Origin of the sequence: Mycobacterium simiae (assembly GCF_010727605.1) — a bacterium.
GTDB lineage: Bacteria > Actinomycetota > Actinomycetes > Mycobacteriales > Mycobacteriaceae > Mycobacterium > Mycobacterium simiae.
On record NZ_AP022568.1, the window covers coordinates 20,459 to 42,187 of the forward strand.

The 21,729-nt window shown below is 68.6% G+C and carries 11 protein-coding genes and 3 pseudogenes; all 14 read right to left on the bottom strand.

The window, feature by feature from the left end:
- Nucleotide 1: 1 nt before the first annotated feature.
- Nucleotides 2-6,408 (bottom strand): annotated as a pseudogene (locus G6N33_RS00065) (SDR family NAD(P)-dependent oxidoreductase).
- A 61-nt stretch (nt 6,409-6,469) separates the two neighbouring features.
- Nucleotides 6,470-7,531 carry a type III polyketide synthase gene (locus G6N33_RS00070; protein WP_044511692.1) on the bottom strand — a complete coding sequence of 354 codons (1,062 nt, stop codon included), beginning with the start codon at nt 7,529-7,531 and terminating at the stop codon, nt 6,470-6,472.
- Nucleotides 7,532-7,674: 143 nt separating this feature from the next.
- Complete coding sequence (gene argH, locus G6N33_RS00075; RefSeq protein WP_044511690.1) at nt 7,675-9,099, bottom strand: argininosuccinate lyase; 1,425 nt, start codon at nt 9,097-9,099, stop codon at nt 7,675-7,677.
- Nucleotides 9,096-10,304, bottom strand: a complete 1,209-nt coding sequence (locus G6N33_RS00080) for an argininosuccinate synthase (protein WP_044511688.1) — start codon at nt 10,302-10,304, stop codon at nt 9,096-9,098. Before G6N33_RS00080 ends, argH begins: the two co-directional genes overlap by 4 nt.
- A 25-nt stretch (nt 10,305-10,329) precedes the next feature.
- A complete protein-coding gene (locus G6N33_RS00085) occupies nt 10,330-10,827 on the bottom strand; it encodes an arginine repressor (RefSeq protein WP_044511685.1) in 498 nt (165 codons plus the stop codon).
- Nucleotides 10,824-11,750 carry an ornithine carbamoyltransferase gene (gene argF / locus G6N33_RS00090; protein WP_044513357.1) on the bottom strand — a complete coding sequence of 309 codons (927 nt, stop codon included), beginning with the start codon at nt 11,748-11,750 and terminating at the stop codon, nt 10,824-10,826. The genes G6N33_RS00085 and argF overlap by 4 nt, the downstream gene beginning before the upstream one ends.
- Before the next feature lie 109 nt (nt 11,751-11,859).
- Nucleotides 11,860-13,053 (bottom strand): annotated as a pseudogene (locus G6N33_RS00095) (acetylornithine transaminase); the annotation flags it as partial.
- Nucleotides 13,050-13,937, bottom strand: a complete 888-nt coding sequence (argB, locus tag G6N33_RS00100) for an acetylglutamate kinase (RefSeq protein WP_044511684.1) — start codon at nt 13,935-13,937, stop codon at nt 13,050-13,052. The pseudogene G6N33_RS00095 and the gene argB, both read right to left, overlap by 4 nt.
- A complete protein-coding gene (gene argJ, locus G6N33_RS00105; protein ID WP_044513353.1) occupies nt 13,934-15,163 on the bottom strand; it encodes a bifunctional glutamate N-acetyltransferase/amino-acid acetyltransferase ArgJ in 1,230 nt (409 codons plus the stop codon). The genes argB and argJ overlap by 4 nt, the downstream gene beginning before the upstream one ends.
- Nucleotides 15,164-15,168: 5 nt before the next feature.
- Nucleotides 15,169-16,228 (bottom strand): annotated as a pseudogene (gene argC / locus G6N33_RS00110) (N-acetyl-gamma-glutamyl-phosphate reductase).
- A 35-nt stretch (nt 16,229-16,263) separates the two neighbouring features.
- The gene (pheT, locus tag G6N33_RS00115; protein ID WP_044511680.1) at nt 16,264-18,780 is read right to left on the bottom strand and encodes a phenylalanine--tRNA ligase subunit beta; all 2,517 of its coding nucleotides are present in this window, start codon (nt 18,778-18,780) and stop codon (nt 16,264-16,266) included.
- Entirely contained in the window at nt 18,780-19,823 is a 1,044-nt protein-coding gene (gene pheS, locus G6N33_RS00120; protein ID WP_044511679.1) for a phenylalanine--tRNA ligase subunit alpha, read from the bottom strand. Before pheS ends, pheT begins: the two co-directional genes overlap by 1 nt.
- A 157-nt stretch (nt 19,824-19,980) precedes the next feature.
- The gene (locus G6N33_RS00125; protein WP_044511677.1) at nt 19,981-20,790 is read right to left on the bottom strand and encodes a rhomboid-like protein; all 810 of its coding nucleotides are present in this window, start codon (nt 20,788-20,790) and stop codon (nt 19,981-19,983) included.
- 57 nt (nt 20,791-20,847) lie between these two features.
- Nucleotides 20,848-21,666 carry an adenylate/guanylate cyclase domain-containing protein gene (locus G6N33_RS00130; protein WP_061559427.1) on the bottom strand — a complete coding sequence of 273 codons (819 nt, stop codon included), beginning with the start codon at nt 21,664-21,666 and terminating at the stop codon, nt 20,848-20,850.
- Nucleotides 21,667-21,729: the final 63 nt, after the last annotated feature.

Genomic DNA, 21,729 nt, shown 5'->3' on the forward strand with positions numbered 1-21,729 from the left:
CTTACGAGCCGAGTTCTTCGTCGAGGATGGCGAAGAGTTCACTTTCGGTAGCCGTGTGAATGTCCTCGTCATCGGGTTCGTGCCGGTCGATGGGGTCTTGGCGGGCGCCGAGCGTGCCCAGCAGGGCTTGGATGCGGGTGGTCAGGCGCGACTTGTCCTCGGGCCGCCAATCCGGCTGGTTGAGCAGTGTTTGCAGCTCGCGGGTGATCTGGTTGAACCGCGCCATCAGGTCGGCAGGTTTAGCGGTCCCGGGGTCGGGAGCAGCGGACGCCGCCAGGCGGGAGTCGAGATGTTCCGCCAAGACCAGCGGTGTCGGGTAGTCGAAGATCAGCGTGGGTGAAAGGGTGAGTCCGGTCGCGGTTTTCAGCCGGTTGCGTAATTCCACCGCGGTCAGGGAGTCGAAGCCGAGATCCTGGAAGACGCTGCCGGCGTTGATGTCGGCGGCGTGGGCACGACCCAGCACCGTGGCGGCGTTGCGGCACACCAATTCCACCAATTCGGTGTGGCGCTGCTCTGCCGACAACCCGTGCAGACGTGCCACCAGGCTGGTCGTTGAGGCGGAGATGGTTTCGCTCTCGTCGATGATGCGGCGGATCGGTCGGGTGACCAGCTGGCTGAGCAGCCGCGGCAGCGACGCGCTGTTTTCCGCCAATGCGCCGGCGTCGATGCGGGCGGCCACCATCGCCGGCTGCTCGGTGAGCATCGCGGCATCGAAAAGCCGTAACGCCTGTTCGGTGGCCATGGGTGCCAGTCCGCTTCGGCTCATGCGGGCTTTGTCGCGCTCGTCGAGGTGTCCGGTCATGCCGCTGGCCTGTTCCCACAGCCCCCAGGCCACCGACAACCCCGGCAGACCCTGCGCCCGCCGCGCAGTCGCCAACGCGTCGAGGAAACTGTTAGCCGCCGCATAGTTACCCTGCCCCGGCGAACCAACGATGCCAGCCATCGACGAAAACAACACAAACGCCGACACATCGTGATCCCGGGTCAACTCATGCAAATTCCACGCACCATCAACCTTGGCCCGCAACACCACATCCATCCGCTCCGGCGTCAACGAACCAATCAACCCATCATCGAGCACACCAGCGGCATGGAACACACCCCGCAACGGATACCGCGGCGACAACCCCCCAACCAACTCACCCACCGCCCCGCGATCAGCCACATCACAGGCCACCACCGACACCTCAGCCCCCGCCACCGTCAGCCGGTCCACCACCTCAGCGGCCCCCTGCGCCTCGGCCCCCCGACGACTCACCAACACCACATGGCCCACCCCATACCGGGTCACCAGATGCTCAGCCACCGCCGCACCAGCCATCCCGGTACCCCCAGTAATCACCACACTGCCACCAGCCAAGCCACCCCCCGACGTCGCAAGCAAGCGATCGTCGGGACCATCCGGCAACGTCAACACCACCTTGCCGATCTGGCGGGCCTGACTAACAAACCGATACGCCGCCGACGCCGACCGCACGTCAAACACCTTGACGGGCAACGGCGTTAACACACCGGCATCGAAGAGTCCGACCAGATCCGAGAGCATCGACGCGATATGGTCCGGACCGGCTTCCATCAGGTCGAAGGCGCGGTAGCGCACGCCCTCGGGGACGGTGGCGGGTCACGCAGGTCGGTCTTGCCCATCTCGATGAACCGCCCACCATTGACCAACAACCGCAACGACGCATCCAGAAACTCCCCAGCCAGCGAGTTAAGCACCACATCCACCCCACCACCACCGGTAGTGGCCAAAAACTTCTGCTCAAACTCCGTGCTGCGGGTATCACCAATATGATCATCATCAAAACCCAACGCCCGCAACGTGTCCCACTTACCACGACTCGCGGTGACAAACACCTCCGCACCCCAATACCGAGCCAACTGCACCGCAGCCATCCCCACCCCACCGGTAGCCGCATGCACCAACACCCGCTCACCGGCCTTCACCCCGGCCAACACCGACAACCCATACAACGCCGTCAAAAACACCACCGGCACCCCCGCCGCCTGCACCAACGACCACCCCGCCGGCACCACCGTCACCAACCGCGCATCCACCACCGCCTCAGCACCCACCACCCCCAACAAACCCAGCACCGCATCACCCACCGCAAACCCGGTCACACCGGAGCCCACCTCCACCACGACGCCCGCACCCTCAGCCCCCAGTTCACCGCCACCGGGATACATCCCCAACGCCACCAACACATCCCGGAAGTTGACCCCCACCGCGGCCACCGCAACCCGCACCTGCCCGGGCGCCAATTCAGTGCGGGGTAGCGGGCGAACGACCAGATCTTCCAGGGTTCCGCCACCGCCCACCGTCATCCGCCACTGTCCGGGGGGCAGCACCGACACCGACCGGGACGGGGTCAGTCGGGCGGCGTGAGCGACACCGCAGCGCACCACCACCTGCGACTCCCCACACCCCACCACATCGGCAACATCCAACGACCCATCCGAATCGACCAACACCACCCGACCCGGCTGCTCAGCTTGAGCCGACCGCACCAACCCCCACACCGCCGCACCCGCCAAATCGGCCACACCCTCACCGGCCAACCCCACCGCACCCCGCGTCAACACCACCAACAAACGCGCATCATCACCGGCCAACCACGACTGCAACACCCCCAACGCCTCATGCGTGGCCGCATACACCGACCCCACCGACACCCCCGACGACGGCTCCCACACCCACACACCCTCGACCCCAACCACAACCGACTCCCACGACACCGGCGACCAGGTCACCTCCAGCAGTCCGCCGCCGGCCCGCGGCGCCGCGTTGAGTTGTGCCGCCGCGACGGGTCGAACCACCAACTCGCGCACCGACAGCACCGGCAGCCCGGCGCTGTCGGCCAGATCCACCGACACCGCGCTGACGCCGATCGGCGCGATCCGCACCCGGACCCGTGACGCGCCCGCGGCATGCAAACACACACCCTGCCAGGAGAACGGCAACATCGTCTCGGCCTGGTCGCCGACCACGCCCATCGCGTGCAGGGCGGCGTCCAGCAGCACAGGGTGGATGCCGAAACCGTCGACCGCGCCGCCGGCCGCCTCGGGCACGGTGACCTCGGCAAACACGTCATTGTCCACGCGCCACATGGCGTGCAGGCCTTGGAAAGCCGGACCATATTCGTAGCCACGTCGCGACAACTGCGGGTAGGCGTCGGTGACGTCGATCGCGGTGGCCCCCACCGGTGGCCACACGGACAGGTCGGCGGCCGGTGCGGCCGGTTCGGTGCTCAGCAGCCCCTCGGCGTGTAGCGTCCATTCCGAATCGTCTTGTACGGCACGGGAATAGATCGACACCGATCGCCGGTCCGAGTCGGCCCCGGAGCTCACCGGGCCCACCAGGACCTGCACCTGCGCCCCGTCGCCCGGCGGCAGCACCAAGGGCGCCGACAAGGTGAGTTCGTCGACCACGGCGCAGCCGACCTCGTCGCCGGCCCGCAACGCCAATTCCACGAAACCGGCGCCGGGGAACAGCACCACGCCGGCCACCGCGTGATCGCTCAGCCAGGGCTGCGCAGCCAGCGACAACCAACCGGTCAGCACCACCCCGCCGGAATCGGGTCGCTGCACGACGGCACCGAGCAGGCCGTGTTCGGCGCCGGCCATACCCAGCGTGTGCGGGTCGCCGCCGCCAGTCTGAACCGGCGGCAACCAGAATCGTCTCCGCTGGAACGCGTAGGTCGGCAAGTCGACCGGCGTCGCACCGGGGAACACCGAGGGCCAATCGACCGCCACACCGCCGGCATGCGCCTGGCCCGCCGACAACCAGAACCGGTCCAGGCCGCCGTCGTCGCGACCCAGCGTCGGAATCACGATCGGCTCCAAGGCGTTTCGTTCCGCAATCGTGTCTTCAATGCCGGCGATCAGTACCGGATGCGGGCTTGACTCGACGAATACCTGATATCCCGCCTCACCGGCGGTGCGCACCGCCTGGTCGAACTGCACCGTCTGGCGGATGCTGCGGTACCAGTAGTCGGCGTTCAGTCCGGCGGTGTCGATGGATTCACCGGTGACGGTCGAGATGAAGGTCACCGAGGACGAGCGTGGCACGATACCGGCCAGCGCCTGAGCCAGCGGTTCACGGATCGGCTCGATCTGCCCCGAGTGCGAGGCGTAGTCGACGTCGATGCGGCGGGCACGGACGTCGGCGGTCTCGCAACGGCGCATCAACTCCTCGAGCGCATCGACCTCGCCGGATACGACTACAGCCGAAAGACCGTTGATCGCAGCGATGTTCAGCAGATCACCGAAGGGCTCCAAGAGTTCGCGGGTCCGGGACAATCCGCACGCCAACGAGACCATGCCGCCCAACCCCGACAATTGCAGCAACAGCCGGCTGCGCAGCGCCACCACCCGGGCGGCGTCGTCGAGCGACAGCGCGCCGGCCACATAGGCCGCGGCGATCTCGCCCTGTGAATGTCCGATAACCGCGTCGGGGTGCACCCCGATCGAACGCCACAACGCGGCCAACGACACCATCATCGCCCACAGCACGGGCTGCACCACGTCCACCCGCTCCAGACCCGGCGCACCCGGCGCGGCGCGGATGACGTCGATCAACGACCAGTCCACGTACTCGCCGAGCGCCTTGCCGCAGCGGTTCAGATGCTCGGCGAATACCGGTGCGGAGTCGAGTAATTGGGCGCCCATGCCGAGCCACTGCGAACCCTGGCCGGGGAAAACGAACACCGTCTTACCGACGCCGCGGGCGCGTCCGGTCACGACGTTGGGTCCAGGCTCACCGGCGGCGAGACCGGCCAGCCCCGCGGCGAGCTGGCCGCGGTTGCCGACGACCACCGCCCGATGCTCGAAAGTCGAGCGGGTCGACACCAGCGAGAAGCCCACATCGTCGACGTCGAGGCCGGGTTCGGCCTGCAGCCGCGTCAGCAACCGCTGCGCCTGGCCGGCCAGCGCCTCCGGGGATCGCGCCGATAACACCCATGGAACCGGGCGTGAGTCGTTATTTGCAGTACTGTCAAGGGTTTTCGATGATGATGGAACTGCTGGCGCCTGTTCCAAGATCACGTGCGCGTTCGTGCCGCTGATCCCGAACGACGACACCCCGGCCCGGCGCGGCCGGTCTCGCGGCGGCCATGGCTGGTGGTTGGTCAACAGTGACACCGCACCGGCCGACCAATCCACGTGCGGCGTCGGCACATCCACGTGCAGCGTCTTGGGCATGATGCCGTGGCGCATCGCCTGCACCATCTTGATGACACCGGCCACACCGGCCGCGGCCGAGGTGTGACCCATGTTGGACTTGATCGAGCCGAGCCACAACGGCTGACCGGCCGGGCGACCCTGCCCGTAGGTGGCCAGGATCGCTTGCGCCTCAATGGGATCGCCGAGCGTAGTCCCGGTGCCGTGGCCCTCGACCAGATCGACGTCGGCGGTGCCCAGCCGAGCGTTTTCCAACGCCGCGCGGATCACGCGTTGCTGTGCGGGTCCGTTAGGGGTGGCCAGGCCGTTGGAGGCACCGTCCTGATTGACCGCGGAGCCGCGCACCAGCGCCAACACCCGGTGGCCCAGCCGCCGCGCGTCGGCCAGCCGCTCTAGCACCAGCGCGCCGACGCCCTCGGCGAAGCCGGTTCCGTCGGCTGCGCCGGCATACGCCTTGCACCGGCCGTCGGGAGACAGCGCACGCTGCCGGCTAAATTCCACGAACATCGCCGGGGTGGCCATCACCGTCACACCGCCGACCAACGCCAAATCACATTCGCCCGATCGCAGTGCGCGGGCAGCGAGATGTAGAGCCACTAGCGACGACGAGCACGCGGTGTCCACCGAGACGGCCGGACCCTCCAGCCCCAACGAATACGCGACTCGTCCAGAGGCGACGCTTAGCGTCGAGCCGCGCAACCCGTAGCGCTCCAGGTCTCCAGGCACCCGGCCCTGGCCGCCGTACGATCCGTGGAAAATGCCAGCGAAAACCCCGGTCGCCGAGCCCCGCAAGGTGATCGGGTCGATTCCGGCCCGCTCCAGCGCCTCCCACGACACTTCCAGCAGCAACCGCTGCTGCGGATCCATCGCCAGCGCCTCACTCGGCGCGATTCCGAAGAACGCCGCGTCGAAATCGGCTACCTGCGAAAGGAATCCGCCGCTGCGAGTATAGGACTTTCCCGTCGCATCGGGATCCGGATCGAACAGTGCAGCCCGGTCCCAGCCGCGGTCGACCGGGAACTCCGACACCACGTCGCGACCCTCGACGACCATGTCCCACAAGGCCTCCGGGGAATCGATTCCACCCGGGTAGCGGCAGGCCATGCCCACCAGCGCCATCGGTTCGCTCGCCGCGGCCAGGTACTCGCGGTTTTCCCGCTTGAGCCGCTCGTTGTCCTTCAGCGATGCCCGCAGGGCCTGGATCAGCTCGTCGGAACTGCTAGTCATGCAACACGACCCTCTCGTGTCGCCCTGGCCGCGCGGTGCGGCGACTCACGCCCGACTTGCATCAGTGCCAGCGCAGCAATACCAGTTCCGAGCAGAAGCCGGGTCCCATCGCGAGCATCAGGCCCGGACTGCCGCTGGGCGGCGGTTTGGCCAGGGTGTCGCGCAGCACGTGCAGTACCGAGGCCGACGACAGGTTGCCGATTTCGCCAAGCGACCGCCAGGTCAGTTCCAGGGCCTGCGGGGACAGGCTGAGCGCGGCGTTGATCGCCTCGATGACCTTGGGGCCGCCGGGGTGGCTGACGAAGGCGCCGATGTCGGTCGCGGTCAGGCCGTGCGCGCCGAGGAACGCGGTGACGTCGTCTTCGATGTATTGCTCGACGACGGCCGCGACGTCTTTCGACAGGACCAGCTCGAAACCGGTGGTGCCGACGTCGTAGCCCATTGTGCGCAGCGAATCCGGGTACAAGTGGCTGCGCGAATCCAGGACATCGGGGCCGTGCGCGTCGATCTCCCCGGCGCGGCGGTCGCCCACCGCGACCACCGCCGCGGACCCGTCGGCAAACAGCGCGCTGCCGACCAGCCCGGCCAGCGAGGGTTTATAGCCGGGATAGGTCAACGAGCACAGTTCCACCGAGATCAGCGCCGCCGCACCGTCGGGGGCGCCGCGCAGGTAGTCATTGAGACGGGCCACGCCGGCCGCGCCGGCCACACAGCCCAGCCCGAAAAGGGGGACCCGGCGCACGTCCTCGCGCAGCCCGACCCGTCCGGCGATCCGGGCGTCGATCGACGGGATGGCCAGCCCGGTCACCGTCGTCGTGATCAGCACGTCCAGGTCGCGCGGATGGACCCCGGCCTCGTCGAGGGCGCCGGTGAGCGCCTCACAGCCCAACTCGACGGCGTTGTCGATGTAGATCTGGTTCGCCACCCCGAAGTCGGTCAGTGACGGGTAGCGCTCCAGCGGGATCACCAAGTGGCGGCTGTTGACCTTGGCGCTGGTGTGCAGCTGCCGAACGATGTCCTCGTAGCCCTCGAACTCCGGAATGCTCACGAAGAAGTCGGTGAGTTCGCGCTGGGAGTAGCGATACGGAGGCAACGCACCGTAGACGCCCGCGATGACGCTCATTGGCCCCCCTTGGTAATGGCAGACATGTTCAGCCGTTCAACCTTAGCGCTGTTAGCTGGGAGTTTAGCCCTCTTGGCGGGCCGGTGCCGAGACAAGCCGCCGCAAAAAGACGGCCACAGCAAACCGCCAGTTCCGCGGTGGAGTCAGCGTCGGAATTGTTCGGACAACCGGGCCCGCAGCTGCCCGCAGCTGTCCAGCACCTCACGCAACTGAGCGGCGACCTGGCCCGGCGCAGTGCCCCCACGCGCGTCCCGCGACGACACCGAGCCCTCGATGCTCAGCACCTCGCGAACCTGAGGCGTGAGCTCTGGACTGATGGCGGCCAGTTCGTCGTCGGTCAGCTCCTCCAGCCCGACCCCGCGACCCTCGGCCGCGCGCACCGCGGCGCCGGCGGTCTCGTGCGCGGAGCGAAACGGAACACCTTGGCGGACAAGCCATTCCGCAATATCAGTGGCCAACGTGTAGCCGGCGGGAGCGAGCGCCGCCATCCGGTCGACATGGAAGGTCAGACTGGCCACCAGCCCGGCCATCGCGGGCAATAGCAACTCCAGCTGCGCGACCGAGTCGAACACCGGCTCCTTGTCCTCCTGCAGATCCCGGTTGTAGGCCAGCGGCTGGGCCTTCAGCGTGGCCAGCAATCCCGCCAGATTGCCTATCAGCCGCCCAGATTTGCCCCGCGCCAGCTCGGCGATGTCGGGATTTTTCTTCTGCGGCATGATCGAACTGCCGGTCGACCAGGAGTCGTGCAGCGTGACGTAGCCAAACTCCGTCGAGCTCCACAGGATGATGTCCTCCGCCAGCCGGGACAGGTCGACACCGATCATCGCGAAGACGAACGCCGCCTCGGCAGCGAAGTCCCGGGCGGCCGTCGCGTCGACGGAATTGGCCGCGGCGGCGGCAAAGCCCAGGTCGGCGGCGATGGCGTCGGGATCCAGGCCCAGCGACGAGCCGGCCAGAGCTCCCGAGCCGTACGGCGACACCGCCGCACGCTTGTCGAAGTCGGCGATGCGTTCCACGTCGCGCAACAGCGGATGGGCGTGGGCGAGCAGATGGTGGGCCAGCAGGATCGGCTGGGCGGACTGCAAGTGGGTCTTGCCGGGCATGATCGCCGCCGGGTGCGCCCCGGCCTGTTCGGCCAGCGCGGCGACGACATCCAAGGCCCCAGCCGCGACCCGCCGTACCGCGTCGCGAAGCCACATCCGGAACAGCGTGGCCACCTGGTCATTGCGCGACCGTCCCGCACGCAGCCGGCCGCCCAAGTCGGCGCCGACCCGGTCGATCAGGCCACGTTCCAGCGCCGCGTGTACGTCCTCGTCGGTGACCAGCGGTGTGAAGCTGCCGTCGGCCACGTCCTGGGCGAGGCTGTCCAGTCCGGCCAGCAGGCCGTCACGCTGCTCCTCGGTGAGCAACCCGGCCCGGAACAACACGACGGTGTGGGCCCGCGACGCGGTGATGTCGTAGGGGGCCAGCACCCAGTCGAAGTGGGTGGACTTGCTCAGCGCGGCCAGCGCGTCGGACGGTCCATCGGAAAACCGCCCGCCCCACAACGATCCCTCGCGAGTGCTCACGCTTCGTCGGTTGCGAGGTCACGGCGGGCCGACAGCTTGGACGACAGGCCGTGGACGTAGACAAAGCCCTTGGCGGCCGATTGGTCAAAGGTGTCACCCTCGTCGTAGGTGGCCAGGTTGAAGTCGTAGAGCGACTCGGCGCTGCGCCGGCCGTTCACCGCAATGTGCCCGCCGTGCAACACCATTCGGATCTCCCCGGAGACGTGCTCCTGCGTCTTGGCGACGAAACTCTCTAGCGCCACCTTCAGCGGTGAGTACCACAACCCGTCGTAGACCAGCTCGGCCCAGCGCTGGTCGGTGTGCCGTTTGAATCGGCCCAGTTCACGCTCGAGGGTGACGTGTTCGAGCTCGGCGTGGGCGGTGATGAGCACCATGGCGCCCGGCGCCTCGTAGATCTCGCGGCTCTTGATGCCGACCAGCCGATCCTCGACGACGTCGAGGCGACCGACACCCTGGGCGCCGGCCCGAGCGTTGAGCTCCACGATGGCCTCCAGCATGGACACCGGTTTGCCGTCGATGCTCACCGGCACCCCGCGCTCGAAACCGATGATCACCTCATCGGGCGTGCTCCAGTTGAGGGTGGGGTCCTCGGTGTAGGCGTAGATGTCCTTGGTGGGGGCGTTCCACAGGTGTTCCAGGAAACCGGTTTCCACCGCGCGGCCCCACACGTTCTGGTCGATGGAGAACGGCGAGCGCTTGGTGACGTTGATGGGGATCGCGTTCTCCTCGGCGAACGCGATCGCCTTCTCTCGCGTCCAGGCGTAGTCGCGGACCGGTGCCAGCACCTCCAAATCCGGTGCGAGCGAACCGAACCCGACTTCGAACCGTACCTGGTCGTTGCCCTTGCCGGTGCAGCCGTGCGCGACGATGGTGCCGCCGTGCTCCCGGGCCGCGGCGACCAGGTGCTTGACGATCAACGGCCGGCTGATCGCGGACACCAGCGGATAGCGGTCCATGTACAGCGCGTTGTTGAGCACCGTCGGCAGGCAATAGCCCTCGGCGAACTCGTCGCGGGCGTCGACCACGACCGCCTCGACCGCGCCACAGTCCAGTGCCCGCTGACGCACGAGTTCCATGTCCTCGCCGCCCTGGCCGAGGTCGATCGCGACCGCTACCACCTCGCGGCCGGTCTCCTTGCCGATCCAGCTGATCGCCACCGAGGTGTCCAGACCGCCGGAATACGCCAGGATGACGCGTTCTGACATGAATCAGTCTCCAGTCTTTTGAGTGCTACTTGAGTTCTTCCAAGGCTCTGGCCAGCTCGGCGCCGGTCATCGGCTCCCGAGCCGCCACGAAAAGAGTGTCGTCGCCGGCGATGGTGCCGACGACGTACGGTAACGCCGCACGGTCGATTGCGCTGGCCAAATAGTCAGCTGCCCCCGGCGGGGTGCGCAGCACCGCCAGGTTCGCGCTGGAGTCGGTCGACACCAGCAGCTCGCTCAGTAGTCGCGACAGCCGCGCGGTGCCCCCGGACACGCCGCGCACTGGGCTGCCGTCCTCGGGGACGACATAGACCCCGACGCCGCCGTCGGCGCCGCGCAGCTTCACCGCGCCCAGCTCCTCGAGATCGCGCGACAGCGTGGCCTGGGTGACGTCGATGCCCTCGTCGGCCAGCCGTGCGGCCAGTTCGCTTTGACTGCTGATGGACGAGGACGACAGGATCGCCACAATGCGGGCCTGGCGACCCGCCCGGGTGATGTCGGAGACGGCCTTGGTGTTGCGGGTCATCGGGACCGCTCCAGCAGCCACACCAACAGCGCCTTCTGGGCGTGCAGTCGGTTTTCAGCTTCGTCGAAGACCACGCTGGCCGGTCCGTCCATCACCTCGTCGGTGATCTCTTCGTTGCGGTGAGCCGGAAGACAGTGCAGCACAATAGCTTTCGAATCCGCCAGGTCGAGCAGCCCGCTGTTGACCTGAAATGGCCGGAACGGGGTCAGGCGGTCCAAGCCGTCGTGCTCCTGCCCCATCGACGTCCAGGTGTCGGTTACCAAGACGTCGGCGCCCGCCGCGGCCGCGGCGGGGTCGGTGGTAACGGTGATCGAGGCACCGGTTTCCGACGCCCGCCGCTCGGCGGCGGTCAGCACGGCCGGGTTGGGCGTGAAACCATCTGGCGCGGCCACCGTGACGTGGATGCCGGCGGTTACTCCGCCCAGCATCAGGGAGTGCGCCATGTTGTTGGCGCCGTCGCCGAAATAGGACAGCCGCAAGCCGGCCAGCGGCCCCTTGTGCTCGGCGATCGTCTGCAGATCCGCCAGCACCTGGCAGGGGTGGAAGTCGTCGGACAGCGCATTGACCACCGGAACCGTCGCGGTCTGCGCCATGGCCTCGAGCCGGACCTGGCCGAAGGTGCGCCACACGACAGCCTCGACGTAGCGGGACAGCACCTGCGCGGTGTCCTGCAGGGTCTCGTCCCGGCCGAGTTGGGTGGCACCGCTGTCGACGACCACGGGATGACCGCCTAACTGTGCGATGCCGACCTCGAACGAGAAACGGGTCCGGGTGGAGTTCTTGTCGAACAGCACCGCGACGCCGCGCGGCCCGTCCAGGGGGCGGCGACTGAACGGGCTCTTCTTCAGCTCGGCGGCCAGCTCCAACACCTCGGCCTGCTCGGCCGGCGACAGGTCGTCGTCGCGCAGGAAATGTCTAGTCATCTGCGCCACTTCTCCTCATCGCTTCGCTCTGCATCGTCGTGGCGCGGTCATCTGCGCCACTTCTCCTCATCGCTTCGCTCTGCATCGTCGTGGCGCGGTCATCTGCGTGGGCTCCCACCGTGTCCAGAATCCCGGGCAGCGCGGTGATGAACGCATCGATCTGGGCCTCGGTGATGACCAGGGGCGGCGCCAGTCGGATGACGTCGGGTGCGGCGGCGTTGACCAGGAACCCGCCGTCACGCGCGGCGGCCTCGATGTCCTTGGCGCGGGGCGCGGTCAGCACCACCCCGCACAGCAGTCCGCGACCGCGGGTGTGATCGATCAGCGGGTGGCCGAGCGATTCGATGCCCTGCCGCAACACCTTTCCCATCGCATCGGCGTGCCGCAGCAGGTCGTCGTCGACAAGCACGCGCAGCACGGCGCGGGCCGCCGCGGTGCACATCGGGTTGCCGCCGAAGGTGCTGCCGTGCAGGCCGGGAGTCAGCAGGTCGGCCGCGGGACCGATGGTCAGCACTGCCCCGATCGGCAGCCCACCGCCCAGGCCCTTGGCCAGGGTCACCACATCGGGGGTGATGCCGTCGTGCTGGTGGGCGAAAAACGCTCCGGTGCGCCCGATTCCGGTCTGCACCTCGTCGAGCACCAGCAGCGCGCCGTGGCGGGCAGTGATGTCGCGGGCCGCGGCCAGGTAACCCGGGGGTGGGACGACGACCCCGCTCTCCCCCATGATCGGTTCCAGGAACACCGCGGCGGTGTCGTCGTCGACGGCGGCAGCGAGCGCCTCGGCGTCACCATAGGGCACATGCGTGACGTCGCCGGGTAGCGGCTCGAACGGCGCCTGCTTGGCCGGCTGACCGGTCAGCGCCAGCGACCCCATCGTGCGGCCGTGGAAACCGTCCTGCGCCGCAACGAGTTTCGTGCGCCCGGTGAGCCGAGACAGTTTGAACGCCATCTCGTTGGCTTCGGTGCCGGAGTTGCAGAAGAAGACGCGGGTGGTGGTGTCGGCGCCGAGCAACGCGACCAGCTCCTCGGCCAGCGCGATGCCCGGTTCGGTGGCATACAGGTTGGAGGTGTGGCCCAGCGTCGACATCTGCTGGGTGACGGCCTCGATGAGCGCGGGGTGGCGATGCCCGAGCACGTTGACCGCGATGCCGCCGAGCAGGTCGAGGTAGCTCTTGCCGTCCACGTCGGTGACCACGGCGCCGTCGCCGCTGGCCAGCGCCACCGCAGGGGTGCCGTAGTTGTTCGTCATCACGGCTTGCCAGCGCTGCCGCATGGCGTCCGTTGCCGTCGTCAGCGCATTCATGCGGGCACCACCTTGGTGCCGGTGCCCGCGTTGGTGAACAGCTCCACCAGCACACAGTGCTCGACCCGGCCGTCGATGACGTGGGCGCTGGGCACGCCCCCCGAGACTGCCCGCAGACACGCCTCGATCTTGGGAATCATTCCCGCCTCCAAAGTGGGTAACAGTTGCGCCAGTGTGGCGGTGTCGATTTCGCTGACCAGCGAGTCGCGGTCCGGCCAGCTGGTGTACAGGCCCTCGACATCGGTAAGCATCAACAGCTTTTCGGCGCCGAGCGCTTCTGCCAGCGCGGCAGCGGCGGTGTCGGCGTTGATGTTGTGCACCACGCCCTCGGCATCCGGTGCGAGCGTCGATACCACCGGGATACGCCGCGCCGCAATTAAATCCAGCACCGCGGCGGTGTTGACCTTGTCGACGTCGCCGACCAGGCCGATGTCGGTGGCCACACCGTCGACGGTGACGCTGCGCCGCACCGCGGTGAACAACTGCGCGTCCTCGCCGGTGATGCCGACGGCGTACGGCCCGTACGCGTTGATCATGTTGACCAGCTCGCGGCCCACCTGGCCGAACAGCACCATTCGCGCGACGTCGAGCACCTCCGGTGTGGTGACCCGGAATCCACCCTTGAAGTCGCCCTTGTCGATGCCGAGCCGGCGCAGCATGGCGGTGATCTGGGGCCCGCCGCCGTGCACGACGACGGGATGGATGCCACAGTTGCGCAGGAAGGCCATGTCCGCGGCGAACGCTCGGCGCAGGGACTCGTCGGTCATCGCGTTGCCGCCGTACTTGACGACGACGATCCGCCCGTGCAGTTGCTTGAGCCACGGCAACGCTTCGGCCAGCACCTGGGCCTTGACCTGGGTGGGTAGTTCGTCCGTGCTGGTCATGTGCTGTAGGCCGAGTTCTCTTCGACGTAGGCATGCGACAGATCGGTGGTCCGGATGGTGGCCTGGCCGTCGCCCAGGCCTAGGTCGACGACGACCGCGATGTCGGGGCCCGACAGGTCCACCTCGCGCGAGTTCGGCGTGCCGATGCCATTGGTGAACACCAGAAACCCGTTGAACGACACTGTGATTCGATCTGGGTCGACGAACACCCCGGGGGCCAGTCCGACGGCCGCTACCACCCGACCCCAGTTGGGATCCGAGCCGAACATGGCGGTCTTGACCAGGCTGTCCCGGGCGATCGCGCGGGCCGCCAGTTCCGCGTCGCGCTCCGAGCGGCCCCCGGTCACAGTGACCGTCACGCGTTTGGTGACGCCCTCGGCGTCGGCCTGCAGTTGCAGGCACAGGTCGTCACACACCCGCAGCACCGCGTCGTCGAGCTCGTCCTGCGCCGGTGCAATCCCGCTGGCGCCGGAGGCCAGCAGCAGCACAGTGTCGTTGGTGGAACAGCAGCCGTCGATGTCGAGCCGATCGAAGGTGCGGGCGGACGCGCGGCGCAGCGCGGCGTCCAACGCGGCCGAGTCGGCGATGGCGTCGGTGGTCAGCACGCACAGCATGGTGGCCAGCGAGGGCGCCATCATGCCCGCTCCCTTGGCCATGCCGCCGACGGTCCAGTTGTTCTGATGGTGCAACGCAACCTGTTTGGGCACGGTGTCGGTCGTCATGATGGCCTGGGCGGCCTCGTCGCCGCCGGACAGGCCGCCGTGCATCTCGTGCACGACGTGCGTGACCCCGGCGAGCACCTTATCCATCGGCAACCGGTCGCCGATCAGTCCGGTGGAACAGACCGCGACCTCAATGGCCCCGGTCTCGGTGCCCCAGTCCGACAAGGCGGCCGCGACGGCCTCGGCGGTCGCATGGGTGTCCTGAAAGCCCCCCGGCCCGGTGCAGGCATTCGCCCCACCGGAGTTGAGGATCACCGCACGCAACTGCCCGGTGCTGAGCACCTGTTGGCTCCACAACACGGGCGCGGCCTTGACCTGGTTGCGGGTGAACACCCCCGCGGCCGCATAGTCGGGCCCCTCGTTGAACACCAGCGCTAGGTCGCGGCGGCCAGACTTCTTCAGACCGGCGGCAATACCGGCGGCGCGGAAACCGGCCGCCGCGCTGACACCCTGCGTGCGAACCAGCCTGGCTCCGGAAGCCGCCGACTCGCTGGCGGGGACCAGATCCGTCACGGTGCCACCCCGATCACCGAAAGGCCTTCCGTCTCGGGCCAACCCAGCGCGAGGTTCATCGACTGCACCGCCGCACCGCCGGTGCCCTTGGTGAGGTTGTCGATCGCGGCGATCGCGACGAACGTAGCGGCGTCCTCGTCCACCGCGACCGAAACCTGCGCGGCGTTACTGCCGATGACGGACCCGGTGCGGGGCAGCCGGCCTTCGGGCAGCAAGTGCACGAATGGCTCTGCGTCATAGGCTTTTTCGTATACCGCGCGCAGCTGCGACAGCGGCGTACTGGTGGGCGCGGTGCAGGTGGCCAGGATTCCGCGGGAGGTCGGGATGAGGACCGGGGTGAACGACACCCTGACATCACGCCCGGTGACGGTCCGCAGCCCCTGCGCGATCTCCGGGGTGTGCCGGTGGGCGCCGGCAATGTTGTAGGCCCGGGCCGAGCCGATGACCTCGGAGCCGAGCAGGTCGGTCTTGGCCGCGCGGCCCGCACCGGAGGTGCCGCTGACGGCGACGACGGTGACGGCGGGCTGGACGAGGTCCTCGGCCACCGCGGGTAGCAGGGCCAGCAGCGCGGCGGTCGGATAGCAGCCCGGCACCGCGATGCGGCGGGCGCCGCGCAGCCGGTCTCGGGCGCCCGGCAATTCCGGCAGGCCATAGGGCCAGCTGCCGGCGTGCGGGGACCCGTAGAACCGCTCCCACGCGGCGGGATCGGTCAGCCGAAAGTCCGCCCCACAGTCGATGATCACAGTCTCGGGGTCGAGTTGTTCGGCCAGCGACGCCGAATGTCCATGCGGCAAGCCCAAAAACACGACGTCGTGACCGCGCAGCAGGTCGGCTTCGGTGGGCTCGACCACCCGGGCGGCTAGCGGCGCCAGGTGCGGGTGGTGCTCCCCGAGCACACTGCCGGCGCTGGCTGCAGCCGTCACCGCCCCGATCGTGAGCCGGCCGTCGGCGTATGCCGGATGTCCCAACAACAGGCGCAGGATTTCCCCGCCCGCATAGCCGGTGGCACCGGCCACCGCTACCCGAATTCCGTCGGCCATTTCACCGATTCTGCATGATTATGCAGTTGATTGCAAATCCATGCTGGCTTGTCAGGTGCGTAATTCGGCGCCGACGGCCTCGGCGGCCCGCCGCACCGCCGCGTCGCGGGCCGCGCTGGCATCGTCCTCGGTCAGCGTGCGATCCGGCGCCCGGAATCGCAACGCGAATGTCAGCGACTTGCGGCCCTCGCCGATCTGCGGGCCGCTGAACACGTCGAACAGCTGAAGGTCTTCCAGCAGTTCACCGGCACCCGCACGGACCGCGTCCGCCACTGCCTGCGCCGGCACATCCGCGGCCACCACCAAGCTGACGTCCTGGAACACGGCCGGAAACGGCGATACCCGGGGCGCCGGCAGGGTCGAGGTAATGGGTAGCGCGTCGAGGTCGAGTTCTAGGGCGCAGGTGCCCTTCGGCAACCCGGACCGCTCGATGACGGCCGGATGCAGCTGACCCGCGTGACCCACGACGGTCTGGCCGACCAGCACCGCCGCGCACCGTCCCGGATGCCACGGCAGCTGCTGCGCCGCCCGCAGCGTGACATCGATTCCGCTGGCGCGCGCGATGGTCCGCACCGCATCGAGTGCGTCGGCGGCGTCGGCCGCCCGGCCTGGGCCCCACGGTCCGCGTGGTTCGCGCAACCCCGCGAGCACCGCCGCGACGTGTTGCGGCTGCCGAGGCAGCGACGCGTCGACGGTGGCGATCTCGGCATCGGTCGGGCGCCGGTCGACCGGAATCAGCGCGATGCCGCGAGTGTGTTCGGTCGGTTGCACCACCTGGGCAATGGCATACAGCGCCGCATTGACCAGGCCACGAGACACGTTGCGGCTCAAAGCTTCCAGCAAACCGGGCAGCAAGGTGGTGGCAAGCTCCGGACGATCGGCGTCCAGCGGATTGAGTACCCGGGTGGTGCTGCGCCGCGGGTCGTCGGCGGGCAGGCCCCACAGGTCGAAAACTCCGGCGGGCAGAAACGGCGTGGGCAGGATCTCGACGAACCCGGACTGGGCCAGCGCCTTGCCGATCGCCCGGCGGCGCTTCTGTACCGCCGTCAGACCCCGCCCCGCGGGTGCCTGGGGCAGTACCGACGGGACGACCTCCAGCCCCTCCAGCCGCAACACCTCCTCGACCAGATCCGCCGGCTGCACCAGGTCAGGCCGCCAACTCGGCGGGGTCACCGTGAGCACGTCGCCGGATTCGGCGACGGTGGCGCCGATTTGGGCCAGGCGGCGGGCCGTAGTGCCCGGGGCGTAGCCCACCCCGGCAACCCGATCCGGCAGGTCGGCCGGGATGGCGATCGGCGCTCCCGCCCAATCGTCGGCCGAGGTGCCGACGGGCGGATCGCCACGCCAGTCGGTCAAGGTCGGCGAGACGGTTCCCCCGGCGATGTCGGCCAGCAGCGCGGCACACCGGTCCAGCGCGGCCACCGAGATGGCCGGATCGACCGAGCGCTCGTAGCGGCGCGCGGCCTCGCTGGGCAGATGCAGGCGGCGCTGAGTGCGCGACACCGCGGCCGGATCCCAAACCGCCGCCTCCAGCAGCACGTCCGTCGAATCGTCGCGCACCTCGGTGCTGGCAGCGCCCATCACTCCGCCGATCGCGGTCGTCGCGACGTCGTCGACGATCAGCACATCCGCCGGATCGAGGTTGCGCTCAACATCATCGAGCGTGACGACGGTCTCGCCGGGCCGGGCGAACCGCACGGCGAAACCGCCGGTGATCCGGTTGCGGTCGTGGGCATGCATGGGGTGGCCCAGTTCCAGCATCACGTAGTTGGTCGTGTCCACCGCCGGGGAGGTGGCACGGATGCCGGCCAGCAGCAACCGGCGCTGCAGCCACCACGGCGACACCGCGGTGGGGTCGATCCCGGTGACCGGGCGCAGCGCGAAACGACGCACACCGGTCTCGGCCTGCACGGTCAACGGCCAGGCCTCCCCCTCGGCCGGCAGCGGCTTCACCACGGCCTCGGAGGCCGGGTCGACGAAGTCCACGTCGTAGGCGCAGGCGAGCTCGCGCGCCACCCCGCGCACCGACATGCAGTAACCCCGATCCGGTGTGATGGCCAGGTCGAAGACCACGTCGTCGAGGCCGAGCACCTCGGCCGCGGCGGCACCCGGTTTGCCAGTGCCGGGTGGCAGCACCAGAATGCCGGAATGGTCGGTGCCCAAGCCCAATTCGGCGGCAGAGCAGATCATCCCGTCGGAGGTGCGGCCGTAGGTCTTGCGGGCGGTGATCACGAAGTCACCGGGCAGCGTGGTCCCCGGCAACGCCACCACTACCAGATCACCGACGGCGAAGTTCGTTGCACCGCAAACGATTCCGCGATCCTGGCCAGCACCGACATCCACCAGGCAGGCGCGGATCGGCTTCTTGAATCCGGTGAGCTCCTCGATGGCGCTGACCCGTCCCACTGTCAGCGGGCCGTCGACCGGCCCGAGCGTGATGACATCCTCGACCTCATGGCCAATGCGCACCAGCGTCTGCTCGACCTCATCCGGGCCGGGATCCCACGCCGGAGCTCCGACGGCGCCGGCATTCAAGACCTCGCGTAACCAGCTGTACGGGATTCGCATTACAGGCCTACCCCGAACGGCAACGAGAAGCGGATGTCGCCCTCAACCATGTCGCGCATGTCGGGGATGCCGTTGCGGAATTGCAGAGTGCGTTCCAGGCCCATCCCGAACGCGAAGCCGGAGTAGACGTCGGGGTCAATCCCCGCCGCGCGCAACACGTTTGGATGGACCATGCCACAACCGCCCCACTCCACCCAGCCCGCGCCGCCCTTCTTGCCGACAAACCACACGTCGACCTCGGCGGACGGCTCGGTGAATGGGAAGAAGTGCGGACGGATGCGGGTGCGGGCCTGCGGGCCGAACTCCGCGCGCGCAAACGCGTCCAGCGTGCCGCGCAGATGCGCCATCGACAGACCACGGTCCACCGCCAGCCCCTCGACCTGATGGAACACCGGGGTGTGGGTGGCGTCGAGTTCGTCGGTGCGAAAGGTGCGGCCGATCGAGATGATGTAGACCGGCAGCTCGCGTTCCAGCAGGGTGCGCACCTGCACCGGTGAGGTGTGGGTGCGCAGCAGCTGCCGGGAATCCCCCGGCGCGATGTAGAAGGTGTCCTGCTCGCTGCGGGCGGGATGGTCGGGCGGGAAGTTGAGGGCGTCGAAGTTGAACTGCTCCGCCTCGACCTCCGGACCGTCGGCCAGCTCCCACCCCATCGCGATGAACGTGTCCGCGACGTGCTCGGCCAGAATGGTGATCGGGTGCCGGGCGCCGGGGGGCCGCCGAGTGGAGGGCAACGTGACGTCGATGCTCTCCGCGACCAACACGGCCGCGTCGCGCTCGGCCCGCAGCTCGGCCAGCCGCTCGTCGTAGCAGCGCTGCACGTCGCCACGGGCGGTGTTGACCCGCTTGCCGGCGTCGGAGCGTGCCTCCTTGGGCAACGTGCCCAGCGCCTGCCGGGCCAGCGCCACCGGCGAGCGGTCGCCGAGATGGTCGGTCTTGACGTGGGCCAGCGCGTCGAGGGTTTCGGCGCGGCGGATCGCCTGCCGAGCAGCGTTGACCACTTCGGCCAGTGCTTCCGGCGACAAGTCGACGGGTTGCTCACCCACGCGGCGACACTCTCCCTTACTGACGAGGCTGTACGGGCTGCCCGCAGGGCCGGTGGGTTCGTTCTGACAACCCGGCGCGGGTCGAGTGCCGATCATATGTGACCCGGCGGTAGCCGCTGGGCGGGCAGTTGTCTTCGGCGCCCGCGGGGGGAGGTTGCTAGCCGACCGGGACGGGCTGCACGGCGACCGGGCTAGGCAGGTCGCCGGACAGCGCGTTACGCGTCGCGCGGAGTTGGACGACCTTATGCGCCACGAACGCACCCAGCGCGCCGACGACCGGAGCGGCGGCCATCGTTCCCCAGTGGTGAGCCAAAACCAGGAAGCCGAAGCCCGACGAGGCCACCAGCATCAACAGCAGCGCCGGCGTCCAGCGGATGGGTTGGCGGAACCGGGCGGACACCAGCACGCCCAGGATCACCGCGACGGTGTGTCCGGCATCGGTGAAGTCCGCGCCGATGATCGCCGAGGCCAGGCCCGCCGAGATCCACCAGCCGACCCACGCCGGACGCCATCGCCGCGGGATGGCCGCCGTCATCGCGCCCAGCGCCGCGAGCGCGCCGTAACTCATGCCGACGTCGCTGGCACGGGTGATCGAGATGGGCAACCAGCCGAACTCCACCGCCGCGGCCAGGGCAGCGGCCACCACCAGCGTGGCGCCGATGTGGCCAACCAGGAAGGCGATCATCAAGCGGATGGTGCTCAGGTGCAGTTCGGCGAGAACCAGCAGGCAGGTCAGGAAGGGCAACCAGAAGTAGAGCGGGCCGGCGTCGACGACCAGCGCGCTGCCCAGCAGCGTCCCGACGTGGCCGTGCGCGAGGTTGTGCAGGTTGGTGCTGGCCCGCGCGACGATGACGTCATGCGCATGCTGGCCGAGCAGCAAGATGGCGCAGCTGACCGCAAGCAGCACCGCGATGTATCCGACGGTGAAACGGACCCGGGCCAACCGGGAGAAGATGCCCCCACACATTGAATCCATTATGAGGGCTAAATTGTTTCGGCTTCGTGATGGGAGGCTGTCAACTCCCTAAGAGTGTTCCAGGCGGTAGATGACCAGCTCTGGCGGGATGCCCGGAGTTTTCGGCGAAAACACCGATTTACGTGCGCGTTTCGCGACCACACCGAGGGCGTCGAGCTCGCTTGCCGGCACTGAATTCAGCGCCGTGCTGGAGATCATGATGCCGCCTTTTGTGGCGCGTTCCATAACGCGCGCGGCGATATTCACGTCGACGCCGAGCCAATCCGCGGCCAACCGCTGCGGCCGACCGGTGTGGATTCCCACCCGCATCCGAGGCCGGTAACCCGCCACCTCGACCGACCGCATCGCCTCGTCGGCGGCCAGCACCGCCCGGACCGCGACGTCCGGGCGACGGAACACCGCCATGATGCCGTCGCCCATCCGTTTGACGATGTGGCCGCCCTCGTCGAGCAGTGGCGGCTCGACCGCCCGGGACACCTGGCGCAGCAACGACAACGCCGCGTCGTCGCCAGCCTCCAGTGACCACGTCGAGAACCCGACCAGATCGGTGAAGACCAGCGTCGCTTCCGGGTTGGCGGGACGTCGCGACACCGCCTCGGTGAGCGCCTGCCACACCTGCAGCACTCCCAAACTGACCTCGCGCGACGCGGCGTCGCGGTCCCCCAGCAACCGGTCGGCGGCGCGCGCCGCCGCGCGCGGACCGCCGTCGCCCGCGGTCGAGAGTGGATCGCCGAACTCGGGATCCCCGGGCAGCAGCCGTCGCGCTCGCCGCAGGAAGGCCACCACACCCGGGCTGCGGTTGGCGTTCTGCCACCACTGGGCCGCGCTCTGTAGCGACACCGGGGATCGGGGCGCCGCCCCCGTCACGTCGTCACCGACTCGGATTCTGCAGGACTGCCCGGATCCGCATCGCGAGGCGCGAATTCCACG